This window comes from Lysobacter sp. cf310, assembly GCF_900114355.1.
Lineage (GTDB): Bacteria > Pseudomonadota > Gammaproteobacteria > Xanthomonadales > Xanthomonadaceae > Lysobacter.
In genome coordinates, this window is sequence record NZ_FOSS01000007.1 from 1 (window position 1) to 16,824 (window position 16,824).

Genomic DNA, 16,824 nt, shown 5'->3' on the forward strand with positions numbered 1-16,824 from the left:
CTCTTGGGCTAGCAAGAGAAAGTGACCCGCATGCGCAGCAGGCGGAAGCCTTTGACCTTCGGTCAGAAAAGACGAAAGCAAAGCAAAAGCAAATCCTCCCCAACCCTCCTTTTCCAAAGGAGGGAGCTAGGAGCAAAAGAAAGTGACTCGGGTACGCAGCAGGCGGAAGCCCTTGACCTTCGGTCAGAAAAGACAAAAGCAAAGCAACAGCAAATCCTCCCCAAACCGCCCGGCCAGCAGGCACAGCCTGCCGGCGTTCACCCGTGCACGAACCTGCGGTTCGTAAGCCGCACGGCTTCACCCTTTTACAAAGGAGGGAGCTAAAAGCAAGAGAAAGTGACTCGGCTACGCAGCAGCCGGAAGCCTTTGACCTTCGGTCAGAAAAGACGAAAGCAAAGCAACAGCAAATCCTCCCCAACCCTCCTTTGATAAAGGAGGGAGTCAAAGGCAAAGAGCGGGACTTGCATGCGGGAGGGTGTTAAAGACCCTCGATTCTCGCCTTCACGGGAATGACGAGCCGGAGCGACGAACAAGAGCACCGACATTGGCGCCTGCGGCGCTGCACTCCCCTCACCCTAGCCCTCTCCCGCCAGCGGGAGAGGGGATAGCGAACGCGGGCTTACGCCCCCGCCTCCGGCGCCTTCACCTTGAACCACGCCGCATACAGCGCCGGCAGGAACAACAGCGTCAACAGCGTCGCCACCATCAGACCGCCCATGATCGCCACCGCCATCGGCCCGAAGAACGCACTGCGCGACAACGGAATCATCGCCAGGATCGCCGCCAGCGCCGTCAACACGATCGGCCGGAAACGCCGCACCGTCGCCTCCACGATCGCCCGCCACGGCTCATGCCCGTCCGCCCGGTCCTGCTCGATCTGATCGACCAGGATCACCGAATTGCGCATGATCATGCCCGACAACGCGATCGTGCCCAGCATCGCCACGAAACCGAACGGCACCCGGAACACCAGCAGGAACAAGGTCACCCCGATCAGGCCCAACGGCGCCGTCAACATCACCATGAAACTGCGCGAGAAACTGCGCAACTGCAGCATCAGCAGGGTGAACACCGCGAACACGAACAGCGGCACGCCGGCGATGATTGAGTTCTGGCCGCGCGCGGAATCCTCCACGCTGCCGCCGACGTTGATCGCGTACCCATAGGGCAGCTGCGCGCGCAGCTCGTCCAGGGTCGGCGAGATCTGCCCCATCACCGTCGCCGGCTGAGTGCCGTCGTAGATGTCGGCGCGCACGGTGATCGTGGGCTGGCGGTCGCGGTGCCAGATGATGCCCTCCTCGAAACCGTACTCGAGCGTCGCGATCTGGGTCAGCGGCACGGCGCGGCCGTTGCTGGTCGGCACCATCAGGCTACCCAGCATGCTCAGCTGCAGACGCTCCTCGGTGGGGCCGCGCAGCAGCATCTCGATCAGCTCGTTGCCCTCGCGGTAGGTGCTGATGTGCGAGCCCGACAGCGAACTGGACAGGAACTGCGACAGGTCCGCCGAGGTCACGCCCAGCGCACGGGCGCGCTCCTGGTCGACCTGCAGGCGCACCACCTTGTTGGGCTCGTCCCAGTCCAGGTTCACGTTGATCACATGCGGGTTGGCGCGGATCTTCTCGCGCACCTGGTAGGCAATCGCGCGCACGCGGTCGATGTGCTCGCCGGAGACGCGGAACTGCACCGGGTAGCCGACCGGCGGGCCGTTCTCCAGACGCGTCACGCGCAGCTGCAGATCGGGGAAGCGCGGCACCACGTCCTTGATCACCCACTCGCGAATCGCTTCGCGCGCGGCCACGTCCTCGGGCATCAGCACGAACTGAGCGAAGTTGGCGGCCGGCAGCTGCTGGTCCAGCGGCAGGTAGAAGCGCGGCGAACCGGTGCCCACGTAGGACACGTAATTGGTCAGGTCTTTGCGCTGCTTGAGCAGGGCCTCCAGGCGCTGGGCCTGTTCGGCGGTCTGACGCAGCGAGCTGCCCTCGGCCAGCTCCATGTCCACCATCAGTTCGGGGCGCACCGAGTCGGGGAAGAACTGCTGCGGCACGAAACGGAACATGAACACCGACAGGAAGAACGCGGCCACGGTGATGCCGATCACCAGCCAGCGCCGGCGCACGCACCAGGTCACCCAGTTGCGGAAGCGGGTGTAGAACTTGCTGGCGTAGGGGTCGTGGTCCTTGCCGTCGTGCGGCGGCGGCGCGATGAAATCGGAGATCGCCGGATAGCGCTCGGCCCAGCGCGCGCGCTGCGCATGCCAGCGCGCGCCCAGCGAACCGGGCTTGAGCGCGGCCGCGTGGCCGTGGTCGGGCAATAGCTTGTCGCCGAGGAAGGGAATGAACGCGACCGCGGCGATCCACGACACCAGCAACGCGATCGTGACCACCTCGAACAGCGAACGCGTGTACTCGCCGGTGCTGGAGGCGGCGGTGGCGATCGGCAGGAAGCCGGCGGCGGTGATCAGGGTGCCAGTGAGCATTGGGAAGGCGGTGCTGTCCCAGGCGAACGCGGCAGCGCGAATGCGGTCGAAGCCCTGCTCCATCTTGATCGCCATCATTTCGACCGCGATGATCGCGTCGTCCACCAGCAGGCCCAGCGCCAGCACCAGCGCGCCCAGCGAAATCTTGTGCAGGCCGACGCCGAAGAACTGCATGGCGGCGAAGGTCATGGCCAGCACCAGCGGGATCGACAGCGCCACCACCAGCCCGGTGCGCCAGCCCAGCGAGAAGAAGCTGACCAGCAGCACGATCAGCACCGCCTCGGCCAGCACGCGCACGAACTCGCCGACCGACTCCTCGACCGCGGCCGGCTGGTCGGCGACCTTGCGCAACTCCATGCCCGCCGGCAGGGTCTTCTGCAGGCGGGCGAACTCGGCCTCCAGGGTCTTGCCCAGCTTGAGGATGTCGCCGCCTTCCTTCATCGACACGCCGATGCCGATCGCGTCCTCGCCCATGAAGCGCATGCGCGGCGCGGGCGGATCGGAGAAGCCGCGGCGCACCTCGGCGACGTCGCCGAGGCGGAAGGTGCGGTCGCCGACCCGGATCGGGAATTCGCGGATCTGCTCGACGGTCTTGAACTGGCCGCCCACGCGCAGCGCCACGCGGGTGCTGCCGGTTTCGAAGAATCCGGCCGGGGCCAGCGCGTTCTGCTGATTCAGGGCCTCGCCGACAGCGTTGGCCGGCACGCCCAGGGTCGCCAGCTTCACGTTCGACAGCTCGACCCAGATCTTCTCGTCCTGCACGCCGAACAGTTCGATCTTGCCGACGTCGGCCTGGTCCTGCAGGGCCAGCTGCACGCGCTCGGCGTAGTCCTTGAGCACGGCGTAATCGAAGCCCTTGCCGGTCAGCGCATAGATATTGCCGAAGGTGTCGCCGAACTCGTCGTTGAAGAACGGCCCGACCACATCGCTGGGCAGGGTCGGGCGGATGTCGCCGACCTTCTTGCGCACCTGATACCACAGCGGCTGGATGTCCTTGGAGCGCATCGAATCGCGTGCGCCGAAGATCACCTGCGATTCGCCGGCGCGCGAGTACGAGCGGATGAACTCGTACTGGCCGGTTTCCATCAGCTTCTTTTCGATGCGCTCGGTGACCTGGCGCGAGACTTCGTCGGCGGTGGCGCCGGGCCACAGGGTGCGGATCACCATCACCTTGAAGGTGAAGGCCGGATCCTCGCTACGGCCCAGGCGCAGATAAGAGAAAGTGCCCGCGATCGCCATCACCAGCATCGCGTAGACGATCAGGCTGCGGTGACGCAGCGCCCATTCGGAGAGGTTGAAGCGCATGAGAGAGGCTCAGCGTTGAATGAGTCGCCCCTCTCCCGCTTGCGGGAGAGGGGTTGAGGTGAGGGCGAACGGATGCGGTACGACGCGTGTCGCGGCGGCGCGCCCCCATCCCATCCCTTCCCCCGCGAGCGAGGGACGGGTGAAGGTGCCGAGCGGGATTCGCATCGGGCAGCTCAATGGCGATCGGGTCGCGTTCACTTCGGGGACTACGGTTTGACGGGTCGGTTGTCCCGATCCACCGGCACCACCTTCTGGCCCGCGCGCAGCAGATGGCCGCCGGCGGCCACCACCCAGTCGTTCGCGTTCAAACCGCCGCTCACCGGCACGCGGTCCTCGCCGTAGGGACCGATCTGCACCGGCACCAGCTTCAGGGTCGAGCGCTGGGCGTCGACCACGAACACCGCCGGCGCGCCCTTGTCGCGTTGCAGCGCCGACAGCGGAATGCTCAGGCCGGCGCCGCCGTTGCCGTTCTGCGCGACATACACGCGCGCGCTCTGGCCCAGTTCCAGCGCATCCGCCGGCGCCTCGACCGCGACCCGCGCGGCATAGGTGCGCGAGGCCGGATCGGCGGCCGGCGCGATCTCGCGCACCCGGCCCGGCCAGCGCTGGCCCGGTTGCGACCACAGCTCCACCATCACCTCGCGGCCGGTCTTGAACTGCGCGATCGCGCCTTCGGGAATCGCGAACGCGATTTCGCGCACGCCGTCGGCGGCCAGGCCGAACACCTGCTGGCCGGCCGCGACCACCTGCCCGGCTTCGGCGCTGCGCGTGGCGATCACGCCCGCATGCGGCGCGCGCAACTGGGTGTACTCGGCCTGGTTGCGCGCCACGTCGAGGTTGGCGCGGGCGGCGTTGACCTGACCCTGCGCGGCCTTGGCCGCGGCGTTCTGCGCGTCCAGGCTGGAGCGGCTGACCAATTGATCGTCGGCGAGGCGGGCGAAACGCTGCTGGTCGGCGCGCGCGCGGCCGAGTTCGGCCTCGGCCGCGGCCAACTGGGCCTGGGCCGCGCGCGACTGCGCCTGCAGATCGCCCGGATCCAGCACCGCGAGCAGGTCGCCGGCCTGCACGTGTGCGCCGACATCGACCCGGCGCTCGACCAGGTTGCCGCCGACCCGGAACGACAGCGGGCTTTCCTGGCGCGCTCGGACTTCGCCGGCGAAGGCGTTCACGCCGGTCTGGCCAGCGCCGGGATGGATCACCAGCACCGGCCGGGCCGCTTCGGGCGCGGGGGCATCGCGGCCGCAAGCCGCCAACGCCAGCATCAGAACGGCGCCGGAAAGCGCCAATCCGGGGGAAGAAGTGCGGCTGCGCATCGCGGGTGACCTCAGGGATAATTAATGTACCTGGCGGTACTGTATAAATATCGAACCCGTTAGTCTAGTATTCCGCGCATGACAGCCTCACGCAAAACCCTGCCCCCGCCCGAGACCGCCAAACCGGCCGGTCCGGGCCGCCCCAAGGACCTGAGCAAGCGCGCCGCCATCCTCGATGCGGCCTCGAAAATGTTCACCCAGGCCGGCTTCGACGCCACCAGCATGGATCAGATCGCGGCCGAGGCCGGGGTCTCCAAGCTCACCGTCTACAGCCATTTCGGCGACAAGGAGGCCCTGTTCGCCGAGGCCATCAAGACCTATTGCGAGCGCCATCTGCCGCCGCTGCTGTTCGAGCCCTCGCCCGCGACCCCGCTGCGCGAGCGCCTGATGACGATCGCGCAGGCGTTCTGGACCATGGTCAGCGCGACCGAGGCGGTCCAGGGCCATCGCATCCTGTGCTCGCCGCAACTGGCCGGCTCGCCGCTGCCGCGCATGTTCTGGGAAGCCGGGCCGCAGCGCGTGCACCAGGAATTCGCGGCCCTGCTGCGCCGACGCATCGCCGCCGGCGAGCTGCGGATCGACGACGTGGAGCGCGCGGCCGGGCAGTTCTTCGCCCTGCTCAAGGGCGAACCGCACGCGCAACTGGTGTTCGGCTGCGACTTCGACGCGTCCCAGATCGACGCCCACCTGCGGGCCTCGGTGGACCTGTTCCTGCGCGCCTACGCCCGCTCCACGTCCCATGGATAGAACCCAGGCCCGGGCGGGAACGCGAATGACGACAGTCTTGGTGACTTCCGGCACTCAGTCCCGCACGCCCGCAACCGCCATCCTGTATCCACCGGCTGCCGCGCCAGACCGGTAGAATTGTCGGCTCTAGCCTGCATTTCGACCGACGTTCCCCGCGCGAGACCACGAACCAATGACTAACATCGATTACGCCAAAGCACGTGAACTGATGGTCGAACAACAAGTTCGGCCCTGGGACGTGCTCGACCCGCGCGTACTCGACGTGCTGGCGACGCTGCCGCGCGAGGCCTTCGTGTCCGCCGAGCACCGCAACCTGGCCTATGCCGACCTGTCCCTGCCGCTGGGCCATGGCGAGTTCGCCATGAAGCCGGTGCTGGAAGGCCGCACCCTGCATTCGCTGGAGCTGGACCCCACCGACGACGTGCTCGAGATCGGCACCGGCAGCGGCTATCTGACCGCCTGCCTGGGCCGCCTGGCGCGCGAAGTGACCAGCCTGGAGATCCACGCCGACCTCGCCGACGCCGCCCGCGCGCGCCTGTCCGCGCAGTCGGTGGAGAACGCCCAGGTGGTGCTGGCCGACGCCTATGCCTGGCGCAGCGAGCGCCGTTACAACGCGATCTGCGTCACCGGCGCGGTCGCCGAGATTCCGCAACACTTCTTCGACTGGCTGCAGCCGGACGGACGCCTGTTCGTGGTCCGCGGCCGGTCGCCGGCGATGGAAGCGGTGCTGGTGCGCAACGAAGTCAACGCTCGCCGCATCCAATCGTTGTTCGAAACCGACCTCCCCTATCTCGTCGGCGCGGCGCCCGCGCCCGTCTTCGAGTTCTGAACCGAACGTCAAGGAAGCCGCATGATCCGCCGCCCACTCGTTCTCGCCCTCGTTGTCGCCCTGCTGCCGGCCGTCGCCTCGGCGGAAGACCTGCTGCAGACCTACGAGCTGGCCCGCAACGGCGACCCGCAGTTGTCGGCCGCCGAATCCAGCCGCCTGGCCACCAAGGAAGGCGCGGTGCAGGCCCGCGCGGCGCTGCTGCCGTCGCTGACCGGTTCGGCCACGCTGAGCAAGTCGCGTAACACCGCGCCCAGCTTCACCGACAACAGCGACCCGACCAATCCGGTCGAGGTCGCCGGCAATCTGACCACCGAGACGACCACGCGCAGCTACGGCGTCGACCTGCGGCAGATGATCTACGACCGCAGCCGCTTCACCACGCTCAAGAGCCGCAACGCGCTCAGCCAGGCCAGCGACTTTCAGCTCGAGTCCGCCGGCGACACCCTGATCACGCGCACCTCGGCCGCCTACTTCAACGTGCTGGTGCAGCTGGAGACCTTGGCCGCCGCCGAGGCCGCCGAGACCGCGCTGAAGAAGCAGTTCGACTACGCCTCCAAGCGTCTGGAAGTCGGCCTGGCGCCGATCACCGACGTGCACGAAGCCCGCGCCCAGTACGACAACGCCCGCGCCAACACCATCCTGGTGCGCAACGCGGTCGAGGACGCCTATCAGGCGCTGAGCGAAATCACCGGCCAGCCGATCCGCAACCTCAAGGGCCTGCCGGACGACTTCAAGCCGGCGCTGCCGGAGTCGCAGGGCGTCGACGGCTGGGTGCAGACGGCGATCGAGAACAACCCGGCCCTGCGCGCCAAGGAATTCCAGGTGCAGTCGGCCGAAGCCGACGTCGAGACCGCGCGCTCGGGCCACTGGCCGACCCTGTACCTGACCGGCGGCTACGACAAGAGCAAGAGCTGGACCGACCGCACCTTCGGCGGCAACACCTTCGAAAGCGACAGCGAAGGCCGCGGCCCCAGCCTGGGCATCACCCTGTCGGTGCCGATCTTCGCCGGCGGCGCCACCCAGTCCGGCGTGCGCCAGGCCCTGGCCACGCGCGACGTCGCCAGCGACGAGCTCGAGCAGCAGAAGCGCGCCCTGGTGCGCAATGCCCGCAACGCCTACCAGACCCTGGTCGCCGGCGTCAGCGAAGTCGAGGCCCGCCGTCTGGCCCTGGTCTCGGCGCGCAGCGCCTACGAGGCCTCGCAGGTCGGCCTGGAAGTCGGTACCCGCACTGTGCTGGACGTGTTGATCAACCAGCAGAACCTGTTCACCGCCCAGCAGGCCTATGCGCAGGCCAAGTACAACTACCTGCAGAACCGCCTGCTGCTGGAACAGGCCGCCGGCACCCTCGACGTCTCCGACGTGCAGGACATCAACCGCCTGTTGACCGCCGAACCCGCGGCCAAGTTCGAGCCCAGCGGCGGCTGACCCGACGCCCGCTCGATGCGACACGAACACCGCCGGCACGCCCGGCGGTTTTCTTTTGCGCGTTCGTAAGGCGCGGCGCGTCGTCGACGCGATCTTGGCGATGGCGATGATGCGGTTCGCTGCGCTCACCGCATCCTACGGAGCGAATCCGCTGTCTGTGGGAGCGGCGTAAGCCGCGATGCGTCTTCGGCCGGAGTTGCGGGAACGCGACTTGCGTCGCTCCCACAGGAATCCTTGCCGCCCGCAACACGGGAACGCGCGCCCCGGAAACTCAAGCCTGCGGCGGCAGCGCCGGTTGCAGCAGGGCGATGGTCTTGGCCAGCGCGCCGCGCCCGAGTTCGACCAGGGCACGGCCGGCCGCGATCATCTGCGCGCGCTGCTCGGGATCGGCGAGCAGGCGCTCGAGCTCGCGCTGCACCGCATCGGCATCGTCGCCGATGCGCAGCGCGCCGGCGGCCTGCAGGCGTTCGGCGATCTCGACGAAATTGTGCAGGTGCGGGCCGGTCACGATGGGCGTGCCGGTGGCGGCCGGCTCCAGCAGGTTGTGGCCGCCGATCGCCTGCAAGCTGCCGCCGACGAAGGCGACGTCGGCACCGGCGTAGAAGCACATCAGCTCGCCCAGGGTGTCGATCACGAACACGTCGTCGCCCTGCTGCGGCCAGCGCACGCGCGAGCGCGTCGACACCGTCCAGCCGACCGCGCGCGCGGATTCGGCCACCACCCGGAAGCGCTCGGGATGGCGCGGCGCCCATAGCAGCAACAGCCCCGGGAAGCGCGCGCGCAGGCGGCGATGGATGGCGATCACCGCCGCCTCTTCGTCCTCGTGGGTGCTGGCCGCGATCCAGACCGGGCGCGCGCCGCTGTGGCGGCGGCATTCGGCGGCGAATTCGTCCAGCGCCTCGGGCACGTTGACGTCGAACTTGAGGTTGCCGGTCTCGACGATCTGCTCGGGACGCGCGCCCAGGCGCACGAAGCGCTCGCCGTCGGCGCGCGACTGCGCCGCGACCGCGCGCACGGTGCGCAGCGCGCGCGCGACCAGCGGCGCCAGCACCCGGTAGCCGCGCAGCGAGCGCTCGGACAGGCGCGCGTTGACGATGTAGGTCGGAATGCCGCGGTCCCGGCAGCCGAACAGCAGGCTGGGCCAGAGTTCGGTTTCCATGATCAGCGCCGCGCAGGGGCGGTGGTGCTGGAGGAAGCGCGACACCGCGCCGGGCAGGTCGTAGGGCAGGTAGACGTGTTCGACGCCGTCGCCCCAGGCCGCGCGCGCGCGGTCCGAGCCGGTCGGGGTGATCGTGGTCACCAGCAGGCGCAGGTCCGGGCGGCCGCGGCGCAGGGCGTTGACCAGCGGGATCGCGGCGTTGACCTCGCCCACCGAGACCGCATGCAGCCACAGCGTGCGATGGTGGGCGGGGCCGCGATAGATGGCGTAGCGCTCCAGCCAGCGCTGGAAATAGGCGGGCTGGCGGAACCCGCGCCAGATCAGGTGGTAGACCGTGACCGGCGCCAACAGGTACAGCGCGACCGAGTACAGGCCGCGCAACAGGCGCTCGATATAGTCCCTCTGCATGCGCCAAGGATAAGCGTTCCGCGCCCGGGTCACGGCCATCGACTGCGCGAAACCCACGTCCGCGGCCGCGATTCGCCAGCTTTTGCGCAACCGCGGCGCCGGCCCATGGCCGCGTTTCCTCGTCAGGCCACTAAACTATCGTGCATGAGCGCAACCCCGCTGCCCCCTCCCCCGCGCGGCCCCCGTCATTGGCCGATGTGGCTGGCCCTGGCCGGCATGTGCCTGGGCGCGCGTCTGCCCTGGTCCCTGCAACGCGGACTGGGCCGGCTGTTCGGCGCGTTCGCGCTGGGCGTGGCCGGCGAGCGGCGGCGCGCGGCGCGCATCAATCTGGCCCTGTGCTATCCCGAGAAAAGCGATGCCGAACGCGAGCGCATGCTGCGCGAAAGCTTCCGCGATCTCGGCATCGGCCTGTTCGAGTTCGCGCGCGCCTGGTGGGGCTCGGTCGCGCCGATGCGGCGCACCGTGCGCATCGAGGGCCTGGAACTGCTGGACGAGGTGCGCGCGCAGGGTCGCGGCGTGCTGCTGATCTCCGGCCACTTCATGACCCTGGAGATGTGCGGCCGGCTGATGTGCGACCACCTGCCGCTGGCCGGCATGTACCGCCGCCACCGCAGTCCGGTGTTCGAGTGGGCGGTCAAGCGCGGCCGCCTGCGCTATGCCGCGGCCATGTACACCAATGAAGAAATCCGCCCGGCCATGCGCCATCTCAAGCAGGGCGGTTTCCTGTGGTACGCGCCGGACCAGGACATGCGCGGCAAGGACACGGTGTTCGCGCCGTTCTTCGGCGTGCCGGCGGCGACGATCACCGCCACCCACCAATTCGCCCGCCTCAGCGGCTGCGCGGTGGTGCCGTTCTTCCATCGCCGCGAAGGCGGCGACTACGTGCTGCGCCTGGGCGCGCCGCTGGCGGACTTCCCGTCCTCCGACGCCACCGCCGACAGCGCGCGCGTGAACGCCCAGATCGAGGCCATGGTGCGCGAAGCGCCCAGCCAGTACCTGTGGATCCATCGCCGCTTCAAGCGCCGCCCGCCCGGGGATGTCTCGCCGTACAAGCGAGGAGCGAGCGGGGAGGACTGAGAAGCGAGTAGGAGCGCTTTCGCTCACTCCTCACTTCTCCAAACTCACTCCTGCTTCTCGGCCTGTTGCGCCAACAGGCTTCCGGCGTACAAGGCCACCAGCATCAGCGCCAGGCCGCCCCAGAAGGTCGAATAGAAGGCCAGATGGGTATTGAACGGGAACAGCGTGACCGCGATCGCGAGCATGGCCGGCCGCGCGCGATCGCGCGCGTCGTCGTCGGCGAACCGCCATGCGCGCCAGGCCAGGGCCACGCCCGCCAGCCACATCAGCAAGCCGAACAGACCGGTCTCGCTGAGCACTTCCAGCACCACCTGATGCGCGTGCAGCGCGGGACCGTAGCCCCACGCCGCCTGCTTGCCGGGATCGGGATCGCAGGCCGGAAAGGCTTCGCGGAAACCGCGCGCGCCGACGCCGTTGATCGGATTCTCGCGCGCCATGCACAGCGCGGCGCCCCAGATGCGCGCGCGACCGGATAGGGCGCTGTCCACCCCCTCGGCATCGGCGCTGCGGACCAGGGTGGTGCGCACGACGCGCTCGCGCACCTGCGGCGAGACCACCGCGATGGTCGCCACCGCGATCGCGCCGAACGCGAACACGCCCAGCAGGCGCTTCCAGCCCAGCAGTCGCCAGCCCGACAGCACCAGCACCAGCGCGTAGGTGATCCACGAGGCGCGCGAACCGGCCAACACCACCACCAGGCCGACGCCGGCGGCCGCGATCAGCCAACCGCCCATGCCGTAACGCCGGCCGCCGGCATACAGCGCGAACGGCGACAGGCTGGCCAGCACCTGGCCGAGCTTGAGATTGCAGGGACCCAGTACGCCGCTGAGACGGTCGACGCCGGCGATTTCCTCGGGCGTGCACATGCCGTGGCCGCTGATGCCGCGCTTGATCGCGTCCAGCGCCGAGAACAACGGACTGGCGCCGGTCAGCGCCTGCAACAAGGCGTCCACGGTCCAGATCGCGACGATCACCGCCAGGCCGCCGAAGATGGTGCGGCGCCCGTGCGGATTGGCCACGGCCGAGGCGACCAGCCACAGGAACGGCAGGTAGCGGATGTCTTCCAGCGCCTTGCGCAGCGCGTGCGGCGCATCGACCGCGTCGAAGGCCGAGACCAGCTCGGGCAGCCAGTAGGCGAAGAACAGCACGCTGGTCAGCGCCCAGGCCGGATTGCTCAGCAACTGGCCGCCGCTGCGGAAACGCGAGGCCACCAGATGCACGATCGCAGCCAGCGCGCCCAGCACCAGGACCGCCTCGGCGTAACCCGGCGCCGGCCACAACGCGACATAGGCCAGGATCCAGGCCGGCGCCCAGCGCCAGCCGGGCGCGCCGCCCGCCGGCCGCGGCGGGTTGGGATCGACCCAACGCGGATCAGCGCGGTCGGCGGTGGAATTCGGCGTAGACGCCAAGCGTGGCCTCCTGCATCGCACGCAAGGAATAGGCAATCGTATCCGTTGCCGCGGGCGGATGCGTTAGCAATTCGCGAGCCGCCGCATGCAGCGCGGCCGGATCGAACGGCGCGGCCGCGCCGCGCGGCTGCAGCTGCGCGAGCAATTCGCCGACGCCGCCGTGCGCCCAGCCGAGCACGGCGCGCCCCACCGACAGCGCTTCGACCACCGTGCGCCCGAAGGCCTCGGGCTTGCGCGACAGCTGCAGCACCAGATCGGCGGCGGCGTAGGCGCGCGCGATCGCATCGGTAGGCGCGGTGAAGGCGACCGCATCGGCGACGCCCAACGCTTGCGCCTCGCGTTCGAGCTCGGCGATGTAGGCCTCGCGCCCGGCCTCGCGCGCGCCCGGCAGCCACAGGCGCGCGTCGTCGCCGTCGCGGCGCAGCGCGGCCAGCAGGCTCAGCGCGTCGGCATGGCCCTTGAGACGAGTGCCGCGGCCGGGCAGCAGCAGCAGCGGCCCGCTGCCGGCGAGCGCGGGATGCAGCGACGCGGCCCAGGCGCGCGCGTCGCGATCCGGCATCGGCGCTCGCGGGAACGCAGCCGGATCGATGCCGCGCGGGATCGTGCGCAGCTTGGCCGGATCGGTGTCGGGGTAATGTCGCAACACGTACTCGCGCACGGTGTCGGATACGCAGATCACGCGTTCGCCGGTGGTCATGACGGCGCTGTAGCGCGACGGCGAATTGAGCCCGTGCACGGTGGTGACGAAATGCGGTCGCGCCGGCGCCGGCATGCCGCGCAGGGCCAGCCGTGTCAGCCAGGCCGGCAGGCGCGAGCGCGCATGCACGATGTCGGCGCCGGTGTCGGCGAACACGCGTCGCAGCGCGCGCGCGTGGCGCAGGCTCAGCAGGGATTTGCGCCCGATGTCGAGTTCGATGTGCTCGGCGCCGCTGGCGAGCAGGCGCGGCGCCAGCCGGCCGCCGGCCGAGACCACGACCGCGCGATGGCCGGCGCGCACCAGCGCGTCGGCGATCTCCAGGGTGGAACGTTCGACGCCGCCGGACTCCAGCGCCGGCAGCAATTGCACTACGGTCAGCGGGCGCACGCGGAACCTGCGGCGTGGCCGCGCGGACTCAGTCGTCGACCAGGGTGAAATGCGCGCCGCAGTAGGGGCACTGGCATTCGCGCTCGGCCTCGATCGGCAGGTACACGCGCGGATGCGAATTCCACAGCGCCATCGACGGCAGCGGGCAGCTCAAGGGCAGGTCCGCGCGCGTGACGGTGTAACGCTGTTCGGCGTTGGCCTGGGTGGGATGGGCGTTGGCTGCGGTCATGACGGAACGACGGGTGGCGACGCGGAGGCGCAGTTTAGCAGGTGCGTCGCAGCAAGCCCGGTTTCGCCAGCGAGCGGGCCCTCACGCCGGCCGCGAGCTTGGCCCCTCTCCCGCTCGCGCGAGAGGGGCTCAGCGGGAGGCCAGGGCTTACTAGGCCGGCAAATCGAAGAACAACAAATTGGCCGATTCGGCGCCCAACCCGACGATGCGCAGCGGGCCGCTTTCCTCGCGGTAGCCCAGCGCGTCGCCGGCCTGCAGCCGACGCCCGTTGGCCTCGACCTCGCCTTCGGCCACGTGGAGCCAGTACGAACGCGCCGGATCGAGCTCGCGCTGCAACGCCGCGCCCTGGACTGGACGTGCGCCGTGCAGCCAGGCCTGCTGGCGGATCGCGATGCTGCCCTCGGCGCCATCGGGCGAGGCCAGCAGGGTCCAGCCGTCGCCGGCGCTCGCAGCCGCCTCGCGCTGGGCGTAGGCGGGCTGGGCGTTGAGACGGTCGGGCTGGATCCAGATCTGCAGGAAATGCACCGGCTCCGATTCGGAGGCGTTGAACTCGCTGTGCTCGACACCGTGACCGGCGCTCATCCACTGCAGTTCGCCCGGGCGGATGGTGCCGCCCCCGCCGGTGCTGTCCTTGTGCGCCAGACCGCCGCTGAGCACGTAGCTCAGGATTTCCATGTTGGCGTGGCGGTGCGGCGAGAAACCCGCGCCGGGAGCGACGCGGTCCTCGTTGATCACGCGCAAGGGGCCGAAGCCCATCCAGGCCGGGTCGTAGTAACCACCGAAGGAAAACGTGTGGTGGCTGTCCAGCCAACCGGCCTGGACGCGGCCGCGGCTCGCGGAAGGGCGTTCGACGATCATGGCGCTTACTGCTTCGCCGCTTCCGGCTTGGGCACGATGGCTTCGGTGGTGATGTGGATCGTCACCTCGTCGCTGACGTTGGGCACGTACTTGCCCACGCCGAACTCGCTGCGCTTGATCGTGGTGCTGGCGTCGAAGCCGGCCGCCGCGCGCTTGGCCATCGGCTGCTCGCCGACCTTGTTGATGGTCACGTCCAGCACCACCGACTTGGTCACGCCGTGCACGGTCAGGTCGCCGGTGACCTTGAGCTTCTTCTCGCCCGCGGCCTCGACCTTGGTGCTCTTGAAGGTGATGTTGGGGTACTTGGCGGCGTCGAAGAAATCCTCGCTGCGCAGGTGTTCGTCGAACGCGGCGACGTGCGAGTTCAGCCCGGCCAGCGGAATGGTGACCTCGACCGAGGACGCCGACGGCTTGGCCGGATCGTAGGTGATGCTGCCGTCGACCTGGCCGAAGTGGGCGACCGGGTTGGAGAAGCCGAAGTGGCTCCAGCCGGCGACGACATCGGTGTGGTTGGGATCGATCTTGTAGGTCAGCGGAGCGGCCGTGGCGGCGCCCGCGAAGGCGAGAGCGACGGCGGCGGCGAGCAGGAAGCGCTTCATGGCGAGGAATCTCCGGATGGGGCCCTGGGGCCGGTCTGTGCGGGGCGTGCTACGGGAAAACGAAACCGGCGCGGATCACAGGATCTGCGCGACCTCGTCGAAGGACAAGCGCGGCGAACGCGGGAACAGCTTGGACGCGTCGCCGTGGCCGAGGTTGATCAGGAAGTTGGACTTGATCGGCGTGCCGGCGAAGAAGGCCTCGTCGACCTTGGCGTTGTCGAAACCCGACATCGGGCCGGCGTCCAGGCCCAGCGCGCGCGCGGCCAGGATCACATAGGCGCCCTGCAGGCTGCCGTTGCGGAAGGCGGCGGCGCTGCGGCCCTCGCGCGGGCCGTCGAACCAGGCCTTGGCGTCGGTGTGCGGGAACAGATAAGGCAGCTTCTCGTGGAAGTCCTCGTCGTGGGCCACGATCACCGTCACCGGGGCCTTCATGGTCTTCTCCAGGTTGCCCTCCGACAGCGCCGGGCGCAGCTTCTCCTTGGCTTCGGCGGACTTCACGAACACGTAGCGGCCGGGCGACATGTTGGCGCTGGTCGGCGCCCACTTCATCAGGTCGTACAGGGCGCGCAGGGTATCGTCGCTGACCTCGCCGCCGAGCTCGTTATGGGTGCGGGCGGTACGGAACAGCTGGTCCAGTGCGGCATCGGACAAGGACGAGGACATCGGAGTCTCCAAGAGGTGCCGGAGCGGAAGCGCCGCGGCCAAGGGGAGAAGTGTAGAGTCCGGGCCGTTAAGCAAAGCCGCCATCGCCGGAACGGATTGATAGCACCAGTGCAACAAACGAAGCCATCAAGCTCGGTTATATCCATGGATGAAACTTTCATCCTGACCGATGGACATGCCGGCAACGTCCGTCAGGCCCAGGCCCTGGCGGCCGCGCTGGGCCGGCCGGCGCGCGAACTCGTCCTGGAAGCGCGCGCCCCCTGGGCCTGGACCGCGCCGCGGCGCCTGCCCGGCGCCGCGCATGCCTTCGGCGCCGCCTTCGCGGGCGCGCTGGCCGCGCCGCCGGCGCTGGCGATCGGCTGCGGACGCCAGGCCGCGCTCGCGACCCGGCTGCTGCGCCTGCGCGGTGCGCGCGCGGTGCAGATCCTCGATCCGCGCATCGACAGCCACCACTGGGACCTGGTGATCGCGCCCGAGCACGATGGCTTGCGCGCCGCCAACAGCCTGTCCCCGCTGGGCAGCCTGCATCCGGTCGACGACCTCTGGCTGGCCGCCGCGCGCAGCGCCTACCCGGCCTTCGGCGCCCTGCCCTCGCCGCGCACCGCCTTGCTGCTCGGCGGCCCCAGCGCGCATGCGGCGTTCGATGCGGGCGTGTTCGAACACTTGATCGCGCAGGTCGCCGCTTTGGTGGAACGCGAAGGCGGCAGCGTGCTCGCGACCGCATCGCGCCGCACGCCGACGAGCGTGCGCGAGCAGTTGCGCACGCGATTCGCGCGCGTGCCCGGCGTGGTCTGGGCGGGCCCGGAAGACGGCGCCAATCCCTACGCGGGCCTGCTCGGCTGGGCGGACCGGGTGGTGTGCACGGCCGATTCGGTCAATCTGCTGTCGGAAGCGGCCGCGACCACGGTGCCGTTGTACATCGCCGGCATCGACGCGCTCAGCGGCCGTCCGCGCCGCTTCGTCGACGCCTTGCTCGCCAGCGCGCGGGCACGACGCTTCGATGCCGCCGACACCCTCGCGCCATACGCGGTCACACCGCTGCGCGAAACGGCACGCATCGCGGACGAGGTGCGACGGCGTCTGGGCTTGGGCGCTTAGCGCAACGATGCGCTCCGCGGCCATGCGCCGCGCGGCAAACCCACGCGACGATGGGGTTCGCCTGCGGCTCACCGCATCCTACGACTGCAGCGCTCACGAAACGCCGTTGCCGTTGCTGTTGCTGTTGGTGTTGGTGTTGGTGTTG

14 protein-coding genes are annotated in these 16,824 nt (G+C 69.3%); 5 read left to right on the top strand and 9 right to left on the bottom strand.

Features of this window, described 5'->3' with window-relative positions:
* Positions 1-619: 619 nt before the first annotated feature.
* Together BMZ45_RS19805 and BMZ45_RS19810 are read right to left on the bottom strand one after the other, a co-directional pair.
* Positions 620-3,781, bottom strand: coding sequence for an efflux RND transporter permease subunit (locus BMZ45_RS19805; protein ID WP_091638254.1), 3,162 nt, complete (start codon positions 3,779-3,781; stop codon positions 620-622).
* Between the two features lie 206 nt (positions 3,782-3,987).
* Positions 3,988-5,043: an efflux RND transporter periplasmic adaptor subunit gene (locus BMZ45_RS19810; RefSeq protein ID WP_254776707.1), complete on the bottom strand. Its 1,056-nt coding sequence runs from the start codon at positions 5,041-5,043 to the stop codon at positions 3,988-3,990.
* A 129-nt stretch (positions 5,044-5,172) separates the two neighbouring features.
* Here BMZ45_RS19810 and BMZ45_RS19815 point away from each other — a divergent pair, with 129 nt between their 5' ends.
* The 3 genes from BMZ45_RS19815 to BMZ45_RS19825 all read left to right on the top strand — a co-directional run bounded on the left by BMZ45_RS19815 (position 5,173) and on the right by BMZ45_RS19825 (position 8,095).
* The gene (locus BMZ45_RS19815) at positions 5,173-5,841 is read left to right on the top strand and encodes a TetR/AcrR family transcriptional regulator (RefSeq protein WP_091638256.1); all 669 of its coding nucleotides are present in this window, start codon (positions 5,173-5,175) and stop codon (positions 5,839-5,841) included.
* A 172-nt stretch (positions 5,842-6,013) separates the two neighbouring features.
* On the top strand, positions 6,014-6,670 hold the full coding sequence (locus tag BMZ45_RS19820; protein ID WP_091638257.1) for a protein-L-isoaspartate O-methyltransferase family protein: 657 nt from the start codon (positions 6,014-6,016) through the stop codon (positions 6,668-6,670).
* Positions 6,671-6,691: 21 nt separating this feature from the next.
* On the top strand, positions 6,692-8,095 hold the full coding sequence (locus BMZ45_RS19825) for a TolC family outer membrane protein (protein WP_091638258.1): 1,404 nt from the start codon (positions 6,692-6,694) through the stop codon (positions 8,093-8,095).
* 271 nt (positions 8,096-8,366) lie between these two features.
* On the opposite strand, the gene waaA is transcribed toward BMZ45_RS19825, so the two are convergent.
* On the bottom strand, positions 8,367-9,662 hold the full coding sequence (gene waaA / locus BMZ45_RS19830; RefSeq protein WP_091638339.1) for a lipid IV(A) 3-deoxy-D-manno-octulosonic acid transferase: 1,296 nt from the start codon (positions 9,660-9,662) through the stop codon (positions 8,367-8,369).
* A 144-nt stretch (positions 9,663-9,806) separates the two neighbouring features.
* Here waaA and lpxL point away from each other — a divergent pair, with 144 nt between their 5' ends.
* Complete coding sequence (gene lpxL / locus BMZ45_RS19835) at positions 9,807-10,739, top strand: LpxL/LpxP family Kdo(2)-lipid IV(A) lauroyl/palmitoleoyl acyltransferase (protein WP_091638259.1); 933 nt, start codon at positions 9,807-9,809, stop codon at positions 10,737-10,739.
* A 44-nt stretch (positions 10,740-10,783) separates the two neighbouring features.
* On the opposite strand, the gene BMZ45_RS19840 is transcribed toward lpxL, so the two are convergent.
* From BMZ45_RS19840 to BMZ45_RS19865, 6 genes are all read right to left on the bottom strand, one after another.
* Positions 10,784-12,037, bottom strand: a complete 1,254-nt coding sequence (locus BMZ45_RS19840) for an O-antigen ligase family protein (protein ID WP_254776714.1) — start codon at positions 12,035-12,037, stop codon at positions 10,784-10,786.
* A 73-nt stretch (positions 12,038-12,110) separates the two neighbouring features.
* Positions 12,111-13,232 carry a glycosyltransferase gene (locus BMZ45_RS19845; RefSeq protein ID WP_091638261.1) on the bottom strand — a complete coding sequence of 374 codons (1,122 nt, stop codon included), beginning with the start codon at positions 13,230-13,232 and terminating at the stop codon, positions 12,111-12,113.
* A gap of 28 nt (positions 13,233-13,260) precedes the next feature.
* A complete protein-coding gene (locus BMZ45_RS19850; RefSeq protein WP_031370314.1) occupies positions 13,261-13,461 on the bottom strand; it encodes a zinc-finger domain-containing protein in 201 nt (66 codons plus the stop codon).
* 150 nt (positions 13,462-13,611) lie between these two features.
* Positions 13,612-14,319 (bottom strand): pirin family protein, encoded by a 708-nt coding sequence (locus tag BMZ45_RS19855; protein ID WP_091638262.1) that lies wholly within the window; start codon positions 14,317-14,319, stop codon positions 13,612-13,614.
* A gap of 5 nt (positions 14,320-14,324) precedes the next feature.
* Positions 14,325-14,918: a YceI family protein gene (locus BMZ45_RS19860; protein ID WP_091638263.1), complete on the bottom strand. Its 594-nt coding sequence runs from the start codon at positions 14,916-14,918 to the stop codon at positions 14,325-14,327.
* 75 nt (positions 14,919-14,993) lie between these two features.
* A complete protein-coding gene (locus BMZ45_RS19865) occupies positions 14,994-15,581 on the bottom strand; it encodes a malonic semialdehyde reductase (RefSeq protein WP_091638264.1) in 588 nt (195 codons plus the stop codon).
* Positions 15,582-15,725: 144 nt separating this feature from the next.
* Here BMZ45_RS19865 and BMZ45_RS19870 point away from each other — a divergent pair, with 144 nt between their 5' ends.
* On the top strand, positions 15,726-16,679 hold the full coding sequence (locus tag BMZ45_RS19870) for a mitochondrial fission ELM1 family protein (RefSeq protein ID WP_091638265.1): 954 nt from the start codon (positions 15,726-15,728) through the stop codon (positions 16,677-16,679).
* Positions 16,680-16,824: the final 145 nt, after the last annotated feature.

Excerpts from the sequence above, each read along its gene's own strand:
- BMZ45_RS19805 (WP_091638254.1), bottom strand. The coding sequence starts at position 3,781 with ATGCGCTTCAACCTCTCCGAATGGGCGCTGCGTCACCGCAGCCTGATC.
- BMZ45_RS19810 (WP_254776707.1), bottom strand. The coding sequence starts at position 5,043 with ATGCTGGCGTTGGCGGCTTGCGGCCGCGATGCCCCCGCGCCCGAAGCG.
- BMZ45_RS19815 (WP_091638256.1), top strand. The coding sequence starts at position 5,173 with ATGACAGCCTCACGCAAAACCCTGCCCCCGCCCGAGACCGCCAAACCG.
- BMZ45_RS19820 (WP_091638257.1), top strand. The coding sequence starts at position 6,014 with ATGACTAACATCGATTACGCCAAAGCACGTGAACTGATGGTCGAACAA.
- BMZ45_RS19825 (WP_091638258.1), top strand. The coding sequence starts at position 6,692 with ATGATCCGCCGCCCACTCGTTCTCGCCCTCGTTGTCGCCCTGCTGCCG.
- waaA (WP_091638339.1), bottom strand. The coding sequence starts at position 9,662 with ATGCAGAGGGACTATATCGAGCGCCTGTTGCGCGGCCTGTACTCGGTC.
- lpxL (WP_091638259.1), top strand. The coding sequence starts at position 9,807 with ATGAGCGCAACCCCGCTGCCCCCTCCCCCGCGCGGCCCCCGTCATTGG.
- BMZ45_RS19850 (WP_031370314.1), bottom strand. The coding sequence starts at position 13,461 with ATGACCGCAGCCAACGCCCATCCCACCCAGGCCAACGCCGAACAGCGT.
- BMZ45_RS19855 (WP_091638262.1), bottom strand. The coding sequence starts at position 14,319 with ATGATCGTCGAACGCCCTTCCGCGAGCCGCGGCCGCGTCCAGGCCGGT.
- BMZ45_RS19860 (WP_091638263.1), bottom strand. The coding sequence starts at position 14,918 with ATGAAGCGCTTCCTGCTCGCCGCCGCCGTCGCTCTCGCCTTCGCGGGC.
- BMZ45_RS19865 (WP_091638264.1), bottom strand. The coding sequence starts at position 15,581 with ATGTCCTCGTCCTTGTCCGATGCCGCACTGGACCAGCTGTTCCGTACC.
- BMZ45_RS19870 (WP_091638265.1), top strand. The coding sequence starts at position 15,726 with ATGGATGAAACTTTCATCCTGACCGATGGACATGCCGGCAACGTCCGT.